Annotated in this window: 14 protein-coding genes and 2 pseudogenes; 6 read left to right on the top strand and 10 right to left on the bottom strand. The window is 68.6% G+C overall.

All coding sequences use genetic code 11. From position 1 onward, the window contains the following. Positions 1 to 249: 249 nt before the first annotated feature. Complete coding sequence (locus Q0716_RS10465; RefSeq protein ID WP_299023003.1) at positions 250 to 1,593, bottom strand: glutamine synthetase family protein; 1,344 nt, start codon at positions 1,591 to 1,593, stop codon at positions 250 to 252. Between the two features lie 149 nt (positions 1,594 to 1,742). Between Q0716_RS10465 and Q0716_RS10460 the strand changes: the two genes are divergently transcribed. Next, entirely contained in the window at positions 1,743 to 2,942 is a 1,200-nt protein-coding gene (locus Q0716_RS10460; RefSeq protein ID WP_299023002.1) for a threonine ammonia-lyase, read from the top strand. A gap of 18 nt (positions 2,943 to 2,960) precedes the next feature. On the opposite strand, the gene Q0716_RS10455 is transcribed toward Q0716_RS10460, so the two are convergent. From Q0716_RS10455 to Q0716_RS10440, 4 genes and pseudogenes are all read right to left on the bottom strand, one after another. Next, a complete protein-coding gene (locus Q0716_RS10455) occupies positions 2,961 to 3,779 on the bottom strand; it encodes a TIGR00266 family protein (protein WP_299023006.1) in 819 nt (272 codons plus the stop codon). Positions 3,780 to 3,952: 173 nt separating this feature from the next. Further along, a pseudogene (locus tag Q0716_RS10450) lies at positions 3,953 to 4,560 on the bottom strand (transposase); the annotation flags it as partial. Between the two features lie 64 nt (positions 4,561 to 4,624). Then, positions 4,625 to 5,374 carry an SPOR domain-containing protein gene (locus tag Q0716_RS10445; RefSeq protein ID WP_299023000.1) on the bottom strand — a complete coding sequence of 250 codons (750 nt, stop codon included), beginning with the start codon at positions 5,372 to 5,374 and terminating at the stop codon, positions 4,625 to 4,627. Next, entirely contained in the window at positions 5,368 to 6,210 is an 843-nt protein-coding gene (locus tag Q0716_RS10440) for a biotin--[acetyl-CoA-carboxylase] ligase (RefSeq protein WP_299022998.1), read from the bottom strand. The genes Q0716_RS10445 and Q0716_RS10440 overlap by 7 nt, the downstream gene beginning before the upstream one ends. Positions 6,211 to 6,368: 158 nt before the next feature. On the opposite strand from Q0716_RS10440, the gene Q0716_RS10435 reads away from it, so the two are divergent. Beyond that, positions 6,369 to 9,071, top strand: a complete 2,703-nt coding sequence (locus Q0716_RS10435; protein ID WP_299022997.1) for a DNA topoisomerase III — start codon at positions 6,369 to 6,371, stop codon at positions 9,069 to 9,071. A gap of 26 nt (positions 9,072 to 9,097) precedes the next feature. Beyond that, entirely contained in the window at positions 9,098 to 9,754 is a 657-nt protein-coding gene (locus tag Q0716_RS10430) for a glutathione S-transferase family protein (RefSeq protein ID WP_299022995.1), read from the top strand. On the opposite strand, the gene Q0716_RS10425 is transcribed toward Q0716_RS10430, so the two are convergent. From Q0716_RS10425 to Q0716_RS10415, 3 genes are all read right to left on the bottom strand, one after another. Further along, a complete protein-coding gene (locus tag Q0716_RS10425) occupies positions 9,733 to 11,130 on the bottom strand; it encodes a sensor histidine kinase N-terminal domain-containing protein (protein WP_299023005.1) in 1,398 nt (465 codons plus the stop codon). The genes Q0716_RS10430 and Q0716_RS10425 overlap by 22 nt on opposite strands. Before the next feature lie 136 nt (positions 11,131 to 11,266). Then, positions 11,267 to 11,941, bottom strand: coding sequence for a response regulator transcription factor (locus tag Q0716_RS10420; protein WP_299022993.1), 675 nt, complete (start codon positions 11,939 to 11,941; stop codon positions 11,267 to 11,269). Positions 11,942 to 11,976: 35 nt separating this feature from the next. Further along, the gene (locus Q0716_RS10415) at positions 11,977 to 12,516 is read right to left on the bottom strand and encodes a MarR family transcriptional regulator (protein WP_299022988.1); all 540 of its coding nucleotides are present in this window, start codon (positions 12,514 to 12,516) and stop codon (positions 11,977 to 11,979) included. 160 nt (positions 12,517 to 12,676) lie between these two features. On the opposite strand from Q0716_RS10415, the gene recA reads away from it, so the two are divergent. The 3 genes from recA to Q0716_RS10400 all read left to right on the top strand — a co-directional run bounded on the left by recA (position 12,677) and on the right by Q0716_RS10400 (position 16,559). Further along, on the top strand, positions 12,677 to 13,750 hold the full coding sequence (gene recA / locus Q0716_RS10410; protein WP_299022987.1) for a recombinase RecA: 1,074 nt from the start codon (positions 12,677 to 12,679) through the stop codon (positions 13,748 to 13,750). Further along, positions 13,728 to 14,246: a recombination regulator RecX gene (gene recX, locus Q0716_RS10405; RefSeq protein WP_299022985.1), complete on the top strand. Its 519-nt coding sequence runs from the start codon at positions 13,728 to 13,730 to the stop codon at positions 14,244 to 14,246. Before recA ends, recX begins: the two co-directional genes overlap by 23 nt. A 138-nt stretch (positions 14,247 to 14,384) precedes the next feature. Beyond that, positions 14,385 to 16,559, top strand: a complete 2,175-nt coding sequence (locus Q0716_RS10400) for a methyl-accepting chemotaxis protein (protein ID WP_299022984.1) — start codon at positions 14,385 to 14,387, stop codon at positions 16,557 to 16,559. A 24-nt stretch (positions 16,560 to 16,583) separates the two neighbouring features. Here Q0716_RS10400 and Q0716_RS10395 read toward each other — a convergent pair whose 3' ends face one another. Together Q0716_RS10395 and Q0716_RS10390 are read right to left on the bottom strand one after the other, a co-directional pair. Further along, on the bottom strand, positions 16,584 to 17,792 hold the full coding sequence (locus Q0716_RS10395; protein ID WP_299022982.1) for a pyridoxal phosphate-dependent aminotransferase: 1,209 nt from the start codon (positions 17,790 to 17,792) through the stop codon (positions 16,584 to 16,586). A 44-nt stretch (positions 17,793 to 17,836) separates the two neighbouring features. Then, positions 17,837 to 18,211: pseudogene (locus Q0716_RS10390) on the bottom strand (tRNA uridine-5-carboxymethylaminomethyl(34) synthesis GTPase MnmE); the annotation flags it as partial.

Below are 18,211 nucleotides of genomic sequence, written 5' to 3'. Positions count from 1 at the left end.
CACAGCCAAGGTGGTAAGTGAACTGCCGGTTCCTGTCAAAAGGAGCTTTGCAGAGGCTTGAGCCGTATGCGGGGAAACTCGCACGTACGGTTCTTAGGGGGCGGGGCGGCAGTAATGCCGTCCTGCTACCCGACAAGCTCGCCCAGCGCAGCGATCTGTACTGAGTGGCGAACCACTGGGGTGCGTTTACCGAGGAGAAGCTCTTGGATGCGGTGGCGCCGTGCACGAGGCCAGGATGCGCTACCGGGGTCACACGCTGAGTAACAAGAAACGCCGCTCCCAGGGGCTGACGACTTCGAAGTACTCGCGGTACTCGGCCTCCTTGATCGCGGCATAGGTGCGCAAAAAATGCTCGCCGAACAGCTCGGCCAGCGGTGTACACGCCAGCAGGCGCTCGACAGCGTCGTCCAGGTGGCGCGGCAGTTGGTGCGGCTGCTCGTAGGCGCTGCCGGTCAACGGCGGGGTGGGCTGCAGGCGCTCGCGCATGCCCAGGTAGCCACAGGCCAAGCTGGCGGCGATGGCCAGGTAAGGGTTGACGTCGACCCCCGCCAGGCGGTTTTCGACACGGCGCGCCTCGGCCGGGGAGTGCGGCACGCGCAGGCCGCAGGTGCGGTTGTCGTAGCCCCAGCTCAAGTTGATGGGTGCCGCCGTGTAGCGCGACAGGCGCCGGTAGCTGTTGACGTAAGGGGCAAAGAACGCCATCGCCGCGGGCAGGTAGGTCTGCAGCCCGCCGATGAAGTGGAAAAACGCCTCCGACGGTGTGCCGTCGGGCTGGCTAAAGATGTTGCGCCCACTGGCGCGCTCGAGCACGCTCTGGTGGATGTGCATGGCGCTGCCGGGTTGCCCCTGCATCGGCTTGGCCATGAAGGTCGCGTACATGCCGTGGCGGATGGCAGCCTCGCGTACCGTGCGTTTGAACAGAAAAACCTGGTCGGCCAGCGCTAGCGGCTCGCCGTGGTCCAGGTTGATCTCCATTTGCGCGGTGCCCATCTCGTGAATGAGCGTATCGAGTTGCAGCCCTTGCGCCTCGCACCAGCCGTAGATGACGTCGAAGATATCGTCGTATTCGTTGACCGCGTCGATGGAGAAGCTCTGCATGCCGGCCTCGGTGCGCTTGGTGCGGCCGATCGGGGGCTTGAGCGGGATGTCCTCGTCGGGCTCGACCTCGACGAGGTAGAACTCGATTTCCGGCGCGACGATGGGCTGCAGGCCATCGCGTTCGTAATACGACAGGATGCGGCGCAGCACGTTACGCGGCGCCAGCTCGATCCACGAGCCGTCGAAACGCTGGCAGTCATGGATGATTTGGGCGGTCGGCTCTTTGGCCCAGGGGACGATGCGCAGCGTGGTCGAGTCGGGCGCGAGCCGCATGTCGGGGTCGGCCACGGGCGTGAAGTCCTGCTCGGGATAGTCGCCGGTGACGGTCATGGTCAGCACCGCCTCGGGCAGGCGCAGGCCCGCGGCGGGGTCGTACTTGTGGCGCGGCACGATCTTGCCGCGTGCCTGGCCCGTCATGTCGGGGATGAGGCACTCGACCTCGGTGATGCGGTGCTCGTCGAGCCAGCGGTGGATGCGTTGGTGGTCGTCGTTCATGGCGCGGAAATCGGATCCGAATGGCGCATCAGTATGCGACGAATACGTACCCGCGGTGGTGCCAGCCGAGGGTACCGGCGAAGCGCCATTAGTGAGCATCATTCCCAGTGACAATGTTGGGCATCCTGTTTTGCTGAAAAGGATCAACCATGATCGGTTTGTCAGATATCGAAGCGGCAGCCGCCCGCCTGGCTGGGCAGGTGCTGCAAACCCCGTGTCTGGAGTCGCGCACGCTGTCGCAGATCACGGGGGCGCAGGTCTACTTGAAGTTCGAGAACCTGCAGTACACCGCCTCGTTCAAGGAGCGCGGGGCGTTCAACAAATTGGCACAGCTCACACCCGAAGAGCGGGCACGCGGCGTGATCGCCATGTCGGCCGGCAACCACGCGCAAGGCGTGGCCTACCATGCGCAGCGCCTGGGCCTGCGCGCTGTCATCGTCATGCCGCGCTTCACGCCAGGGGTGAAGGTCGAGCGCACGCGCGGCTTTGGCGCCGAGGTGGTGCTGCACGGCGACACGCTGGAGGAGGCGCGCGCGCACGCGCGTACCCTGGCGGCCGAACAGGGCTTGACCTTCGTGCACCCCTACGATGACGATGCCATCATCGCCGGGCAGGGTACGGTGGGGCTGGAGATGCTGCGCGCCCAGCCCGAGCTCGACGTGTTGGCGATTGCCGTGGGCGGTGGCGGGCTGATCGGGGGCGTGGCGGCGGCGGCCAAGGCCATCAAGCCGGATATCGAGATCATCGGTGTGCAGACGCGGCGCTTCCCGGCCATGGTCAACGCCGTCACTGGTAGCCACTGGCCACAAGGGGCCAACACCATTGCCGAGGGCATCGCGGTGGGTGCGCCAGGTGAGCGCACGCTCGAGCTGGCGCAGCGCTACGTGGACGATTGGCTGCTGGTGGACGAGGAGGACATCGAGCAGGCCATCGTGCTGCTACTCGAAATCGAAAAGACCCTGGTCGAGGGAGCCGGTGCGGCGGGCCTGGCTGCGGTGCTGCGACACCCAGCCCGCTTTGCCGGGCGCCAGGTGGGATTGGTGCTGTGTGGCGGCAATATCGACCCGCTGTTGCTGGCCTCGATCATCGAACGCGGCATGGTGCGCGGGGGGCGGTTGGTGCGACTGGTGGTGAGCACGCGTGACCTGCCAGGGCAGCTCGCGCGCATCGCCGCCGTGGTGGCCGAGGCCGGCGCCAACATCGACCAAGTGCACCACCAGCGTGCTTTTACCTTGCTGGCGGCGCAAAGCGTCGAGATCGAACTGGTGCTACAGACGCGCGGCCCGGCGCACGTGGAACAGGTGATGCAGGCACTGCTTGCGGCGGGCTTTGAGGTGGCGCGTCATTGACCGCTCGCCCAGCGCCCCTCAGTCGTGGCTGCCGTCACCGCCGATGACGCCGCCCAACAAGCCCCCCGCCGCAAAGCCACCCAGTATCGATCCCTCCTCGCGTCGGCCCCCCAGCTGCGGTGCGGCGGCAAATACACGGGACGCCAGGCGGGAGAATGGCAGGCTCTGCAACCAGACGCTGCCCGGCCCGCTGAGGCGGGCCAGAAACAGCCCTTCGCCGCCGAACAGCGCGGTCTTGATGCGGCCGACGTACTCAATGTCAAAGTCCACCTCGGCGGTGTATGCCACCACGCAGCCAGTATCCACGCGTAGCGATTGGCCCGCGGCCAGTTCGCGTCGCACCACCGTGCCGCCGGCGTGCACGAAGGCCAGCCCGTCGCCGTCCAGGCGTTGCATGATGAAGCCCTCGCCCCCGAAAAAGCCGACCGACAGCCGTCGCTGAAAGGCGATGCCGAGGCTGACGCCGCGCGCCGCACACAAAAAGCTGTCTTTCTGGCACACGAGCGTGCCACCGAGCGTGCGCAGGTCGATGGGCAATATCTTGCCGGGAAACGGCGCGGCGAAAGCGACACGCCGTTTACCGTTGGCCGTGTTGCTATATACCGTGGTGAACAGCGACTCGCCCGTGACCAGCCGCTTGCCCGCTCCCAGCAGTTTGGCAAACAGCCCGCCCTGTTGGGCGCTGCCATCGCCAAAGACCGTGTCCATGACGATGCCCTCGTCCATGAACATGAGGCTGCCGGCTTCGCCAATGGCGGCTTCGCCGGGATCGAGCTCGATCTCGACGAACTGCATCTCGGCGCCACGAATCTCGTAGTCGATGACGTCCATGCCCATGCGTAAGCGCTCCGCGGTGGTGACGCCGCAATGGTAGCGCCGACCGCGCAGTGCCGCGGGGGCGTCGTTCAAAGTCCAGCGCCGTCGAGCCGAACCCCATGGGGCTTATTTGGCGCACGACGCCAGTGCCCCGCTGTTGCGGGCGCGTTTATTGATCCGGCACGAATATGTCTTCAAGCCGCATATTGCACGATGGGGTCTTGGAAGTAGGCCCGAACGCGCTGCGGGTTGGCCTCGATGAACTGCATGTGCTGCTCGGCGGCGGCGCGCAGCTTGGGTCTGGTGCGCGCGGGCACCTTGGTGCCGATGGCGTGCTTCAGGTCGGCGTTGAGCCGCTCGTCCGGGTTGAGCTCGGGGCTGTAGCTGGGCAGGTCAAACACCTCGATGTCGGCCACGTGCTCGGCCAGCCACGCCTTGACGGGCTTGCAGTGATGCACGCCCAGGTTGTCCAGGATGAGGAAGACCTTCTTACCCAGCCTGCGGCCATCGCGGACGAGTGCCTGGAAGAACTCGACGAGCCGCTCGTGGTTGAAGGCCCCGCCGATGATCATCCAGTTGGCGCGGCCCTGGTTGGTGACTGCCCGCCGCGCGCACCGACAGCTTGAGCCCGCACAGCTGCTCGGGGCGCTTGTCGCAGGATCGTGCGGCGCACCGCCGGGTAGCTCAGCCCTGTGAGTTCCACGATGGCCATCACGCCGTAGCCCTTTCGGTGCAGCCGAACGACTTGCTTGCGCCGTTCGTGAAGTTGCTCAAGCTTCTGGTAACGAGCGTCTTCCTTGTCCGTATACGGTCGACGCGGATGGGCTCGAAACGTTCAATTTTCATGGTGCCGGATCAATAGGGCCTTACGGGCACGCGGTCAGCGAGCTTCCCGCCGGGCCCAGCGCCGCCTGCAGCTGCTCGCGCTCGGCTTCGGTCAAATCGGGCCAGCGCAACGTCAGCACGCGCGTGGCGGGGCGCTCCTGCACCACACGGGCGTCGCGCACGCCTTGTCGTTGCACGTCCAGCAGCGCCTTACGCGCGGCCTCTTCGCTGGAGTAGGTGCCCAGCGCCAGCCCCGGCGCCAGCGCGGGGGCGTTGACGTCGCGATACTCGACGCCCGCCTGGCGCAGCTCGGCGCGGCGGCGCTGCAGCGCCTCGGCAGTCGGAAACTTGCCCACATAGACGATCCAGCGCTCGGGCAGCGTCGCTGTTTGTTCGGTGTGGCGTCCGCGCAGGCCGGCGGTGGTCTCGGCGCTGCGCTGCAGTGCCTCGGCTTGCGCCGGCGGCAGGGCCGCCAATTGCCAGCAGCGCCGCACGGCTGCCGGGCGTGTCGCAGTTGCCGCAGGCTCCGCGGGTGGGGGTGGTCCGTCTTCTTCGTCCTGCACAGTGGGGGCCGACGCGTCGGGGTCGTCCGACACCGATGGGTCTGTCAGCGTGTGAGCGGGGCTGCCAGGGGGATTGAGCAGCCGCAGCCGCTCGGGCTCCACCTGTTGCGCCAGGCGCTGGCGATCCGACGTCCCGGCGCGTTCCGGCGCGTCGCCCCACTCGCCGTGGCGCCAGCCCCACAGGGCGGCATTGGCCAGCAGCAGCACCAAAACCAGCAACCTCAGCATGGCCGCACGCTCACCTCTCCCTGTTGCACGCGACGCACGCCATCTGGGGTGCGCAGGCGCAGCGCGCCGTCGGCATCCACGCCGTCGGCGATGCCCTCGCCACCGTCGCTCGTGCGCACGCGCTGGCCGCGCAGTGCATCGCGCGCCGCGTAGCGCGACTGTAGCGGCGCAAACCCCGCGCGCTCGAAGTCCTGCACCGCCTGCAGCGTGGCTGCCCCGACACGGGCCAGCCAATGGCCGATGTCGTGCGCCGGGTGCCCGCCTTCGCGCGGCAGCGCCTCCAGGCCGATCGGGGGCAGCGCGTCTGCGGGGGCATCGGGCGGCAGCCGCGGCGTGGCCAGGTTGAGACCGATGCCGATGACGGCGTAGCGCGACGCGGGCCGCGCCGGGTCGATGGGGGCGGTTTCGATCAGAATGCCGCCCAGTTTGCGCCCTTGCCAGCACAGGTCGTTGGGCCATTTGAGCTGCACGGCGGGGTCGAGCGCCTCGGCGACGGCCACCCCCACCGCCAGCGACAGCCCCGCCCAGTCGGCAGGCGCCAGCGGCAGCCCGATGGACAGTGCCAGCGATGCGCCCGGCACCGTGACCCAGGACCGGCCCAAGCGGCCGCGACCGGCGCTCTGCGATGCGGCGGCCAACACCACCGGGTCGGTCTGGCCGGCGCGCGCGCGGCGCATCAGCTCGGCATTGGTGGAGTCGATCGTCGGCACGACCTCGACCGCCAGCCCGGGCCACCAGGGCGCGAGGGACTGCCACAGGGCTTGCGCCCCGCCCTCCAAGCGGGCGAGCGCGGCGGCAGTGGCCGGGGCATCGGGCGCGGGTGTCGGGGTGGGCATGGCGAGTGTGGGTGGGCGCGTGCGGTTGGGCCGGGCTGGTTCGGGGCGAAAGTTTGCTAAGGTAGCTGTGTGGGCGCGCATGCGTGCGCGCGCGAGGCGCAGGGCCCCCTAAGGTCCTCCGCCGCGCGGCACGGCACGCCCGAACGCATTGTAGAGACATGAGCCCAACCGCCAACCCTTCCGCTGCCGCTACCGGCAAGACGCTCGTCATTGCCGAAAAGCCCTCCGTCGCGCTCGACATCGTGCGCGCCCTCACCCCTGTCAGTGGCAAATTCGACAAGCACGAGGATTACTACGAAAACGACCGCTACATCGTCACCTCGGCAGTGGGCCACCTGCTGGAGATCGCCGCGCCCGAGGCGTACGACGTCAAGCGCGGCAAGTGGAGCTTTGCGCACCTGCCGGTGATCCCGCCGCATTTCGAGCTCAAGCCCATCGACAAGACCAAAGCGCGCCTCAACGCCGTGGTCAAGCTGGCGCGGCGCAAGGACGTCACCACGCTGGTCAATGCTTGCGACGCGGGGCGCGAGGGCGAGCTCATCTTTCGGCTCATCGAGCAGTACGCCGGAGGCACCGACAAGGCCGGCAACCCCAAGCCGCTGGGCAAGCCCGTGCAGCGCCTGTGGCTGCAGTCGATGACGCCACAGGCCATCCGCGAGGGTTTCGAGCAATTGCGCAGCGACGAGCAAATGCGGCCCCTCGCCGACGCGGCTCGCAGCCGCTCCGAGGCCGATTGGTTGGTCGGCATCAACGGCACGCGCGCCATGACGGCGTTCAACTCGCGCGACGGCGGGTTTTTCCTGACCACGGTGGGTCGGGTGCAGACGCCGACGCTGGCCATCGTGGTCGAGCGCGAGGAGCAGATCCGCCGCTTCGTGGCGCGCGATTATTGGGAGGTGCACGCCACGTTTGCCGCGCAAGCCGGCACCTACCCGGGGCGCTGGTTCGACCCGGCGTTCCGCAAGCCGCAGGGCGATGCCGCCGACCCTGAGCGCAAGCCCGAACGGCTGTGGACCGAGGCCGAAGCGCGCGCCATCGCCGACGCGGTGCGCGGCCGCCCCGCGCAGGTCAGCGAGGAGTCCAAGCCCACCACCCAGGCCTGCGGCCTGCTGTACGACTTGACCAGCCTGCAGCGCGAAGCCAACGGGCGCTTCGGCTTTTCCGCCAAGACCACGCTCGCGCTGGCGCAGAGCTTGTACGAGAAACACAAGGCGCTGACCTACCCCCGTACCGACTCGCGCGCGCTGCCCGAGGATTATCTGGGCACGGTCCGCCACACGCTGGAAGTGCTGGCCGACAGTCCCTTGGCGCATCTGGCGCCGCACGCGCGCACTGCGTTGCAGCAGGGCTATGTGCGGCCGACCAAGCGCGTGTTCGACAACACCAAGGTCAGCGACCACTTCGCCATCATTCCCACGCCGCAGGTGCCGCAGGGCTTGAGCGAAGCCGAGCAAAAGCTCTACGACCTGGTGGTGCGGCGCTTCATCGCGGTGTTTTATCCGCCGGCCGAGTTTTTGGTCACGACCCGCATCACCCAGGTGCCCGTAGAGGGGGCCACGCACCACTTCAAGACCGAGGGCAAGGTGCTGGTCAAACCGGGCTGGATGGCGGTTTACGGCAAAGAGGCGGCCGAAGACGTCGAGGGTGCGCGCGCCGGTGACAAGGGCCAGCCGCTGGTGCCGGTGCAGCCAGGTGAGACCGTGCGCACCGAAGACGCGCGCATCGACGCCCGCCAGACCCGACCACCGGCACGCTACACCGAAGCCACGCTGCTGGCCGCCATGGAGGGTGCGGGCAAGATGGTGGACGACGAGGAGCTGCGCGCCGCCATGGCCGACAAGGGGCTGGGTACGCCCGCGACGCGTGCGGCCATCATCGAGGGCTTGCTGGCCGAGAAATACCTGCTGCGCGAAGGGCGCGAGCTGGTGCCGACGCCGAAAGCGTTCCAGCTCATGACTCTGCTGCGCGGGCTGGGTGTGGAGGAGCTCTCGCGCCCCGAGCTGACGGGGGAGTGGGAGCACAAACTCTCGCTCATGGAGCGCGGTCAGCTCAGCCGCGAGGCCTTCATGCGCGAGATCGCCGCCATGACCGAGCGCATCGTGCGCAAGGCCAAAGAATACGACCGCGACACCGTGCCCGGCGACTACGCCACGCTTCGCTCGCCGTGTCCGCAGTGCGGCGGCGTGGTGAAGGAAAACTACCGCCGCTATGCCTGCACGGGTGCCGACGGCCAGGGGCCGGGCTGCGGGTTTTCGCTACCCAAAGCGCCGGGCGGGCGCGTCTTGGCGCCCGAGGAAGTCGAGACCCTGCTGCGCGAGCACCGCATCGGGCCACTGGAGGGCTTTCGCTCCAAAGCGGGCTGGCCCTTCAGCGCCGAGCTGACCGTGGTGCCCGACGCCAGCGGCCAGTGGAAGCTGGAGTTCGACTTCGGTGACGAGGACAACGGCGACGACGGCGAACTGGTCGATCTGGCGGGCCGCGAGGCGCTGGGGCCCTGTCCCAAGTGTGGCAGTCCCGTGGTGGAACATGGCAGCCAGTACGTCTGCAGCCGCGCGGTGCCGACGCCCGAGCAGCCCACCCCCAGCTGCGACTTCAAGAGCGCCACCACCATCTTGCAGCAGCCCATCGCGCGCGAGCAAATGGCCAAGCTGCTGGCCACCGGCCGCACCGACTGGCTGGAAGGGTTCGTCTCGAACCGCACGCGCCGCCCGTTCAAGGCGGCGCTGGTGTGGGACGCCGAGGCGGGGAAGGTGAACTTCGCCTTCGAGCCACGCGAGGGCGGCCGTGCATCGGCTCGCCGTGCCGGTACGCGCACCGGCGCTCGCGCCACGGCCACCCGCCGCACTGCCCCCAAACGCTGATCCACCCCACGGTAGGAGACCTGCCCATGAGCCTGAAACTGTATTACGCCCCCGGTGCCTGCTCGTTCGTGCCGCACGCCGCGCTGGAGCTGGCCGGTGCCGCCTACGAACCCGTGCTCGTCAAGCTGCACAAGGGCGAGCACCAGACGCCCGAATTCCTCGCCCTCAACCCGCGCGGTCAGGTGCCGGTGCTGGTCGATGGCGAGGCGGTGGTGACGCAAATCATCGCGATCGCGCTGTATCTGGAAGCACGCTTTCCACAGGCGGGCCTGTTGCCGCTGCAGGGGCTGGCGCGCACGCGCGCGATCGAGACGCTGGCGTGGATGAACAACACCGTGCATCCGACCTTCACGCACGTGTTCATGCCGCACAAGTTTGCCGACGACGCGGCCGCGCAGGCCGCCGTCAAGGCGCGCGCGCTGGGGGCGTATCAGGCGCTGCTGCAGGAGCTCGAGGCGCTGGTGGCTGCGCGTAGCGAGCCGTGGCTGGGCGGCGCCCAGCCTGGTGTGCTCGACGCCTATGCGTTGACCCTGCTGCGCTGGGGCGGGTTTGCGGGCATCGACCCCACCACGCTGCCGCAGACCTGGGCGCTGTCGCAGGCGTTGGCGGCCTTGCCGGCGGTGGCGCGCGTCATCGAGCGCGAGCGGTTACAGCTCAACGTTTACCGGCCCACGGCTGCCTGAAACCGCACCGATACCCGCAGGCCGCGCGTTTGCGGGCGGCTCGGGTCGGCGTCGTCCATCTCGAGGGTGGCGCCGTGTTGGCGCACGATCTCGTGCACGATGGCCAACCCCAGGCCCGATCCGTCCACGTTGGTGCCCAGCGTCCGGTAAAACGGTGCCAATACCCGCTCGCGCTCCGCCGGTGGGATGCCGGGGCCGCTGTCTTCTACCTGTAGAATCTGCACCCCGCTGAAGGGGTCGGTCAGTACGCGCACGGTCACCACGCCGGCGCGCGGTGTGTAGCGCAGGGCGTTGTCGGCCAGGTTGCGCACCAGCTCGGCCAGCAGCGTCGGGTTGCCCCACAGGCGCACCGGGGGCAGGCTGGCGGTGGGCTCGGCGGGCAACGTCTCGAAGCCCAGGTCGATCGCCTTGTCCATCGCCAGCGGCACGAGTTCTTCCACCACCTCGCGCGCGACCGCCGCCAGATCGACCGGCTCGCGCGGCAACGCGCGCCCCGCGGCTTCGGCCCGCGCCAATGCCAGCAACTGGTTGACCGTGTGCGTGGCGCGCACGCTGGAGGTGGCGATCTGCCGCAGCGAGCGCTCGACATCATCGCCCACCCCGGCGGGCAGGAGCTTTTGCGCCATCTCGGCCTGCATGCGCAGGCCCGCCAGCGGCGTTTTGAGCTGGTGCGCGGCGTCGGCCAGAAAGCGTTTCTGGTTCGATAACGTGACCTTGAGGCGCTGCAGCAAGTCGTTGATCGACGACACCAGCGGCGCCACCTCCTGCGGTACGTGCTCGTCGTCGATCGGACTCAGGTCGTCCGGGCGGCGCGCACGGATGCGGCGCTCCAGCTCGCTCAAGGGCCGGATGCCGTGTACCAGTGCCAACCACACCAGCAGCACCGCCAGTGGCAGGATGATGAACTGCGGCACCATCACGCCTTTGATGATTTCGGTCGCCAGCTTGGAGCGCTTGCCGCGCGTCTCGGCCACCTGCATCAGCACGATATGGTCGCGCGCCGGACCGCGCGCGAGCCAGGTGTAGGCCACGCGCACGTCCTCGTCGCGGATCACGTCGTCGCGCAGCCGAATGTCGCCTGGCCGAGGGGTGTCCGTCTCGGGGGGCGGCGGAAAAGCCGGGTCGCCACTGACCAGACGCCCGTCGCGATCGAGCACTTGATAGAAGACCAGATCGGTGTCGTCGGCGCGCAGCAGGTCGCGCGCCTGCGGGGTGAGGGCGAACTCGGCGCGACCGCCCTCGACCGTGACGAACTGCGTGAGCGCCTGCAGGTTGAACTCCAGCGCCCGGTCGTAAGGCCGGTTGGCGATGCCCTGCGCCACGAACCACGTCAGCCCCAGCGACAGCGGCCACAGCAGCAGCAGCGGCGTGAGCATCCAATCGAGGATCTCGCCGAACAGGCTATGTTGCTCGCGCTGGAACAAGCCGCGCCACGGCCGAGTGGGGCTAGCCGGACGCGCTGGTGCCGCGGCCGCCTGCGCCACAGGCGGCGTATCGAGGTCGGGCCGGGCCTCACTGGGGGATCTTTTCAAGGCAGTACCCCAGCCCGCGCACGGTGGCGATGCGGATCGGGCCGCGTTCGATTTTTTTGCGCAGGCGGTGGATGTAGACCTCGATGGCGTTGTTGCTGACCTCGTCGCCCCACTCGCACAGGCGTTCGACGAGTTGCTCTTTGCTCACCAGCCGCCCGGCGCGCTGCAGCAGCACCTCCAGCAGGCTCAGCTCACGCGCCGACAGTTCGATCATCTTGCCATCGATGCTGGCCACCCGCCCCGCCTGGTCGAAGGTCAGCGGGCCGTGCTGGATGATGCTCGAGGCGCCGCCGTTGCCGCGCCGCACCAGCGCGCGCACGCGCGCCTCCAGCTCCGCCAGCGCAAACGGCTTGGCCATGTAGTCGTCGGCACCCAAGTCTAGGCCCCTCACGCGGTCCTCCACGCTGTCGGCTGCCGTCAGGATCAGCACGGGCAGGCGCGAGCCGCGCGCGCGCAGCCGCTTGAGCACGTCCAGTCCACCCATTCCGGGCAGCCCCAGGTCCAGAATCAACAGATCGAAGCCGTCGTGCATCAAGAGCGCGGCGTCGGCCTCGTCGCCGCTGGCGACGTGATCCACCGCGGCGCCGGCCGCGCGCAGCGTGCGCAGCAGGCCGTCGGCCAACACCTGGTCGTCTTCGGCGATGAGGATGCGCATGGCGGGTCTCCCTGGGGTGCAACGGAGGTGGGGGGTCAGGGCGAGCGCTCTCGCGGCAAACGATTGTAGGCTGCCTCGGGCGCACGTCCATCCCCTTCGGCATACGCCTCCAGCCCCAGGGCCACGACGGCGGCCACCGGGTCGCCGACGGCGGCGCGAAATTCGGCTTCGGCTTGCTCGACCGCGCGCCGAAACGCGTGCAGCCAATCCAGCCCCGTCGGGGTAAAGACGATGCGGCGCGCGCGTCCGTCCAGTGGGTCGGGCTCGCGGCGCACCAGGCCCCAGGCCTCGCATTGGTCGACCAAGTCGCCCATGGCCTGCTTGGTCATGCCGGCGCTGTCGGCCAATTGGGTCAGCCGGGCGCCGCCCAGCGGCAGGTGGCGCGTGATGTGGATGATGGCCGCGCCGATCTGGGCACGCGCCGCCAGGTTCGACAGCGCCAGCGGCGCTTGCGGCGAGTGCGCCATCAGCCACAGCACACGCTCGTCGAAGCGGCGCAGCGCGTGGCCGAGCAGGCGGCCCAAGTGGGTGACGCGCCAGCGCTCGTCGGGGCCGAAAGAAGGCTTTGAGGACACGTCGCAAATAGTAACGTAAACTGACCAAAAAATCGAGAAAAACTTGGGATTGCCCCGCTACACTGGCGTCCATGCACCGACCGCACACGCTGTCAGACGATCTGACGGTAGGGAGGGCGGTGCGGTTTCCACCCCTGTCACACCCTCTCGAGGAGTTCCCATGAACGCTGCCACCCGTACCCCCGATCCCGACAAGGCCAAGGCCCTGCAAGCCGCGCTGGCCCAAATCGAAAAACAGTTCGGCAAGGGCACCATCATGCGCCTGGCCGAGGGCGAGAAGGTCGAAGACATCCAGGTGGTGTCCACCGGCTCGCTGGGGCTCGATTTGGCGCTGGGCGTGGGCGGCCTGCCGCGCGGGCGCGTCATCGAGATCTACGGTCCCGAGTCGTCAGGCAAGACGACGCTGACGCTGCAAGTCATCGCCCAGATGCAAAAGCAAGGCGGCATCTGCGCCTTCGTCGATGCCGAGCACGCGCTGGACGTCCAGTACGCACAAAAGCTCGGCGTCGATCTGTCCAACCTGCTGATCAGCCAGCCCGACACGGGCGAGCAGGCGCTGGAGATCGTCGACAGCCTGGTGCGCTCCGGCGCGGTCGATCTGATCGTGGTGGACTCGGTGGCGGCGCTCACGCCCAAGGCCGAAATCGAGGGCGACATGGGCGACAGCCTGCCGGGCCTGCAGGCGCGCCTGATGAGCCAGGCGCTGCGCAAGCTGACGGCCACCATCAAGAAGACCAACTGCATGGTCATCTTCATCAACCAGATCCGCATGAAGATCGGCGTCATGTTTGGCAGCCCCGAGACGACGACGGGCGGCAACGCGCTCAAGTTCTACGCCTCGGTGCGCATCGATATCCGCCGCACCGGCTCCATCAAAAAGGGCGAAGAGGTCATTGGCAGCGAGACCAAGGTCAAAGTGGTCAAAAACAAAGTGGCGCCGCCGTTCAAGACCGCCGATTTCGACATCCTCTACGGCGAGGGCATCAGCCGCGAGGGCGAGATCGTCGATCTGGGCGTGCAGCACAAGGTGATCGAAAAATCCGGCGCCTGGTATGCCTACAACGGCGAAAAAATCGGCCAGGGTCGCGAGAACGCGCGCGAGTTTTTGAAGGAAAACCCAGACCTGGCGCGCGAAATCGAAAACAAAATCCGCGCTGCGGTGGGCGTGGCCGCACTGCCCAGCGTGGATGTGGACGAGGCCATCGATCCCGATGTGGCGTTCGACGAAGCGTGACGTGGGCGGCGATGAGGGGTCTGCGCCCGCCGCTGGCCCGAGCCTGAAAGCGCGTGCCTTGCGCCTGCTGGCTCGGCGCGACTATACCCGCGCCGAGCTGGCGCAGCGGCTGGCCCCTCATGCACCGGGGTCGGCCGCGCTGGACGCGCTGCTCGACGAATGCGAGGCGCGCGGCTGGCTGGACGAGCAGCGCGCCGCCGAGTCACACCTGCGGCGCCGCGCCGGGCAATGGGGCGCTGCGCGGGTACAGGCCGAGCTGCGCGCCCGCGGCGTGAGTGACGACACACTGCAGGCCGCCAGCGACGCCCTGCGCGCCACCGAGGCGGAGCGCGCGCTCGCCGTCTGGCAGCGCCGGTTCGGTGCGCCGCCCGTCGATGCTGCTGAGCGCGCGCGCCAGATGCGCTTTTTGGCGGCGCGCGGCTTTGCGAGCGACGTGGTGCGGCGCGTCGTGCCGGGGGTGGTGGGCCAGGCCACGGCTGGCGACGAAGGGCACTGAAGCGACCGCCCCCGGCTGTCGACCGTCATCGGAATCGGCTATCCTTTCATCCACAGGGTTTGTCGCCGCGCGCCGTCACCCGTTTCGTTTTCTGGTGCGGCCGACGGTGACGATCCCCGGATCACTCAGGCCACTGCCATGCGCGTCAATCTGCCCGTCACCCAAAATCGCTTCGACTTTCCGCCTGACCAGACGCTGATTTCGGTCACGGACGTCAAAGGCCGCATCACTTACGCCAACAACAATTTCGTCGCCGTCAGCGGTTACACGCGTGACGAGCTGCTGGGCCAGCCGCACAACATCGTGCGCCACCCGGACATGCCGATGGAGGCATACCGGGACATGTGGCAGACCATCCTGAACGAGGGACGCCCGTGGACCGCCATCGTCAAAAATCGGCGCAAGAATGGCGACCACTACTGGGTGCGTGCCAACGCCACGCCGGTGCGCGAGGGCGAGCAGATCGTGGGCTTTCTGTCCGTGCGCACCAAGCCCACGGAGGCCGAGATCGAGGCTGCGCAGGCGCTCTACGCCCGCATGCGTGCAGAGGAAGAGGCGGGGCGGCCGTTGACCTACCGGCTGCAAAACGGCGAAGTCGTGCGCAATGCCTGGTGGGCGAAAGCGTGGCGCACCTTGCGCCCGGGGCTGGCAGGGCGGGTCGTGTGGGGCAGCGCCGTCTGCGCCACGATGCCCTTGGCCTTGCTTGTCTGGCTGGCGGCGGGTGGCATGCCCGTCGCGCAGGCTGCGGGTTGGGCAGGCGCGCTGGCGGTCGCTTTGATCGGTGCCGTGGCCGCGCTCGTGCGCATCGAGTTCGTGCAGCCCCTGCGCCGCATCGCGCGCCAGGCCGAGCACCTGGCCGCCGGTGACTTGGTCGAGCCGGTGGTCGTCGATACGCGCGACGAGATGCGTCGCATCCAACTGTCGCTGCAGCAGGTCGAGGTTGGCGTGCGTACCGTGGTACGCGACATTCGGCACGAGGTCGCCAACCTGCGCGGGGGCACGCAAGAGATCGCGGCGGGCAACCAAGACCTGTCGCACCGCACCGAAAACGCGGCCTCCAGCTTGGAGCGCACCGCTGCCTCGATGGAGGAAATCAACGGGACCACGCAGGAGACGGCGCGTCTGGCCGGTGAGGGTGTGCAACTTGTGCAGCAGACGCAGGCCCTCGCGGCCCAGGGGGCTACGGCAGTCGGCAGCATGGCCGACACGATGCGTGGCATCACCGAGTCGTCGCAGCGCATCACCGACATCATCCAGGTCATCGAGGGCGTGGCATTCCAGACCAACATCCTGGCGCTCAACGCCGCGGTAGAAGCCGCGCGTGCCGGCGAGGCCGGGCGTGGCTTTGCCGTCGTGGCCAGCGAGGTGCGCGCGCTCGCGCAGCGCACCGGCGAGGCGGCCAAGCAGATCCGCCAGCTCATCACCGAGTCGCGCGAGCGGGTGCTCGCCGGCGATGCGCGTGCGGCCGAGGCGGCCGCCAACGTGCAGCAGGTGCAGCAAGCGGTCGAGCGCGTGGCGCGTGTGCTGGAAGATATCCACCACTCGGCACGCGAGCAGTCTGCCGGCGTGGGTCAGATCGCGGAGGCGTTGGCCAATCTGGATTCGATCACGCAGCAAAACGCCGCCATGGTCGAGGAACTGGCGGCAGCGGCCATATCGTTGGACGAGCAGGTGCAAACCGTGCACGGTACGATCCGGGTCTTCCGCCTCACGCCCAAGGACAAGCTGCTGGTGCACGAGGACGCGACCCAGCTGCGCAAAGCGGCCGCCGCCCGGTTGGACGTCGACCATCTGGACTTCGACGCTGCCATCAAGGCGCACCAGCAATGGCGCATCAAGCTGCGCAATGCCATTCTCAAGGGGGAGAAGCTCGACGTTGCCACCATCCGGCGCGACGACTGTTGTGCGGTGGGCAAGTGGATCTACGGTGGTGGTGGCCGCCAGTACGGACAGTTGCCGCTATTTTCCACGCTCGTCGAACAGCACAAACAATTCCATCTGGAGACCGGGCGCATCGCCGAGTTGGTCAACGCCGGCAAGATGGACGAGGCCAACCGGCTGTTGCAGGGCGAGTCCCCCTTCATCCGCGCCGGGCGCGCCGTGGTCGATACGCTGCAAAAGCTCAAAGCCGCGGTGCAGGGTGCGGCCAAGTCCGCCGCGCTCCAGACCCAACGCGCGGGTCAGGCCGTGGCCCGGCTGGCGGCACCCGCGGCAGCCGCTGCGCCGGCGACCCCGAAAGCCGCGAAGGCAGCGGCGCCTGGCCCCAAGTCCGCGGCGCCTGCGGCGGCCGACGACGAGTGGGAGACGTTTTGAACCGCGCGGGGTGAGCGCGAAGCGTTACCCCAGCCAACGCCGCAGTCGATCCAGGGCTTCTTCCAGATCGGCCGGGGCGGTGGCCAGCGAAAAGCGCACGAAGCGCCCACCGTCGGCCTGCCCGAAATCGGCACTGGGCGTGGCCACCACTTGGGTGTGGGTCAGCATCGCGCGCACCAAGGCTTGGCTGTCGGGCACGCCGGCGCGGGCCAGCCAGGCGCTGCCATCGGCCCAGACGTAAAACGCCCCGTCGGGCCATACCGGTACACCCCAGCCCATCGCTTGCAGCGCGGGCACGACGGCGTCGCGCCGCTGTGCGTACGCCGCGCGGCGGCGCTCGTATTCCTGCAGCACCTCGGGCTCGAAGCACGCCAGCGCCGCGTGTTGCGCCACCGCGTTGGCGCAGATGTAGTGGTTTTGCGCCAGCCGCTCCACCACCGGCACCAGCGCCTCGGGCAGCACCAGCCAGCCCAGGCGCCAGCCGGTCATGCCGAAGTATTTGGAAAAGCTGTTGACGCTGATGACATCGTCGCCCCATGCCAACGCCGTCTGGCGGTAGCGGGGATCGAACGACAGGCCCAGGTAGATTTCATCGACCACCAGCGCCCCGTGGCGCTGGCGCACGAGGTCCAGCACTGCTTGCAGTTCCGCGGGTTCGATCGAGGTGCCGGTGGGGTTGGCCGGGGTGGCCAGCATGACGCCGCGCGTGCGCGGCCCCCAGGCCCGGGCCAGCGCCGCGGCCGTGGGCTGGAAGCGGTGGGCAGCGTCGGTGGCCAGCCCCCGCGGGGTCACGCCCAGGCTAGCCAGGATCGGCCGGTTGCACGGGTAGCACGGGTCGGGCAGCAGTACCTCGTCGCCCGTGTCGAACAATGCGAGCACTGCGAGTTGTAAGCCAGCCGAAGCACCCGCCGTGATGGCAATGCGCCGCGCCGGCACGTCGACGCCAAAGTGCTGCGCGACCCAATCGGACAGCCGCTCCCGCAGCGCGGGCAGCCCGAGCGCGGGCGTGTATTGCGTGCGCCCGTCGCGCAGCGCGCGTTCGGCCGCGGCGCGCACCGGCTCGGGCGCCACGAAGTCGGGCTCGCCGATGTTGAGATGCAACAGGCGCGGTGATCCCGCGGGCAGCCGGGCCGCCAGCGCGGCGGCCTCCTCGGCCACCTGCATCACCAGAAACGGGGCCACGGCCTGGGCGCGCGCGCTGGGGCGGGGAGGATTCACGGATGACAGTGGCATGGGGCGCGGGGTCAGGGTGTCGTGGCGCAAGCACGCGATCATGTTCATTTGCCGATGCAAAAGCGCGCAAAAATCTCGCCCAGCAGGTCGTCGGCGCCGAAGGCGCCGGTGATACGGCCCAGCGCCTCTTGCGCCAGGCGCAATTCCTCGGCCAGCAATTCCAGCGCGGGTGCAGGGCCATCCAGCAGCTGCTGCGCCGTGCGCAGGTGCGCACCGACGTCCTGCAATGCCTGCACGTGGCGCTGCCGGGCACTGAACAGCCCTTCGGCCGTCTGGGCGGAGTAGCCCACCGCGTGCAGCAAGCGCTGCCGCAGGGTGTCCAGTCCCAGGCCCGAGCGGGCGGAGACCGCCACACCCTCCGCCCCGGGGGGCAGGGGGGCCACGTCGGCCTTGTTCCAGACGTGGAGTACAGGCACACG

The sequence above is a fragment of the uncultured Tepidimonas sp. genome (assembly GCF_938045175.1).
Taxonomy (GTDB): Bacteria; Pseudomonadota; Gammaproteobacteria; order Burkholderiales; family Burkholderiaceae_C; genus Tepidimonas.
The sequence above is the reverse complement of the archived record's forward strand: the minus strand, read 5'-3'. Positions and strand labels throughout refer to the sequence as shown.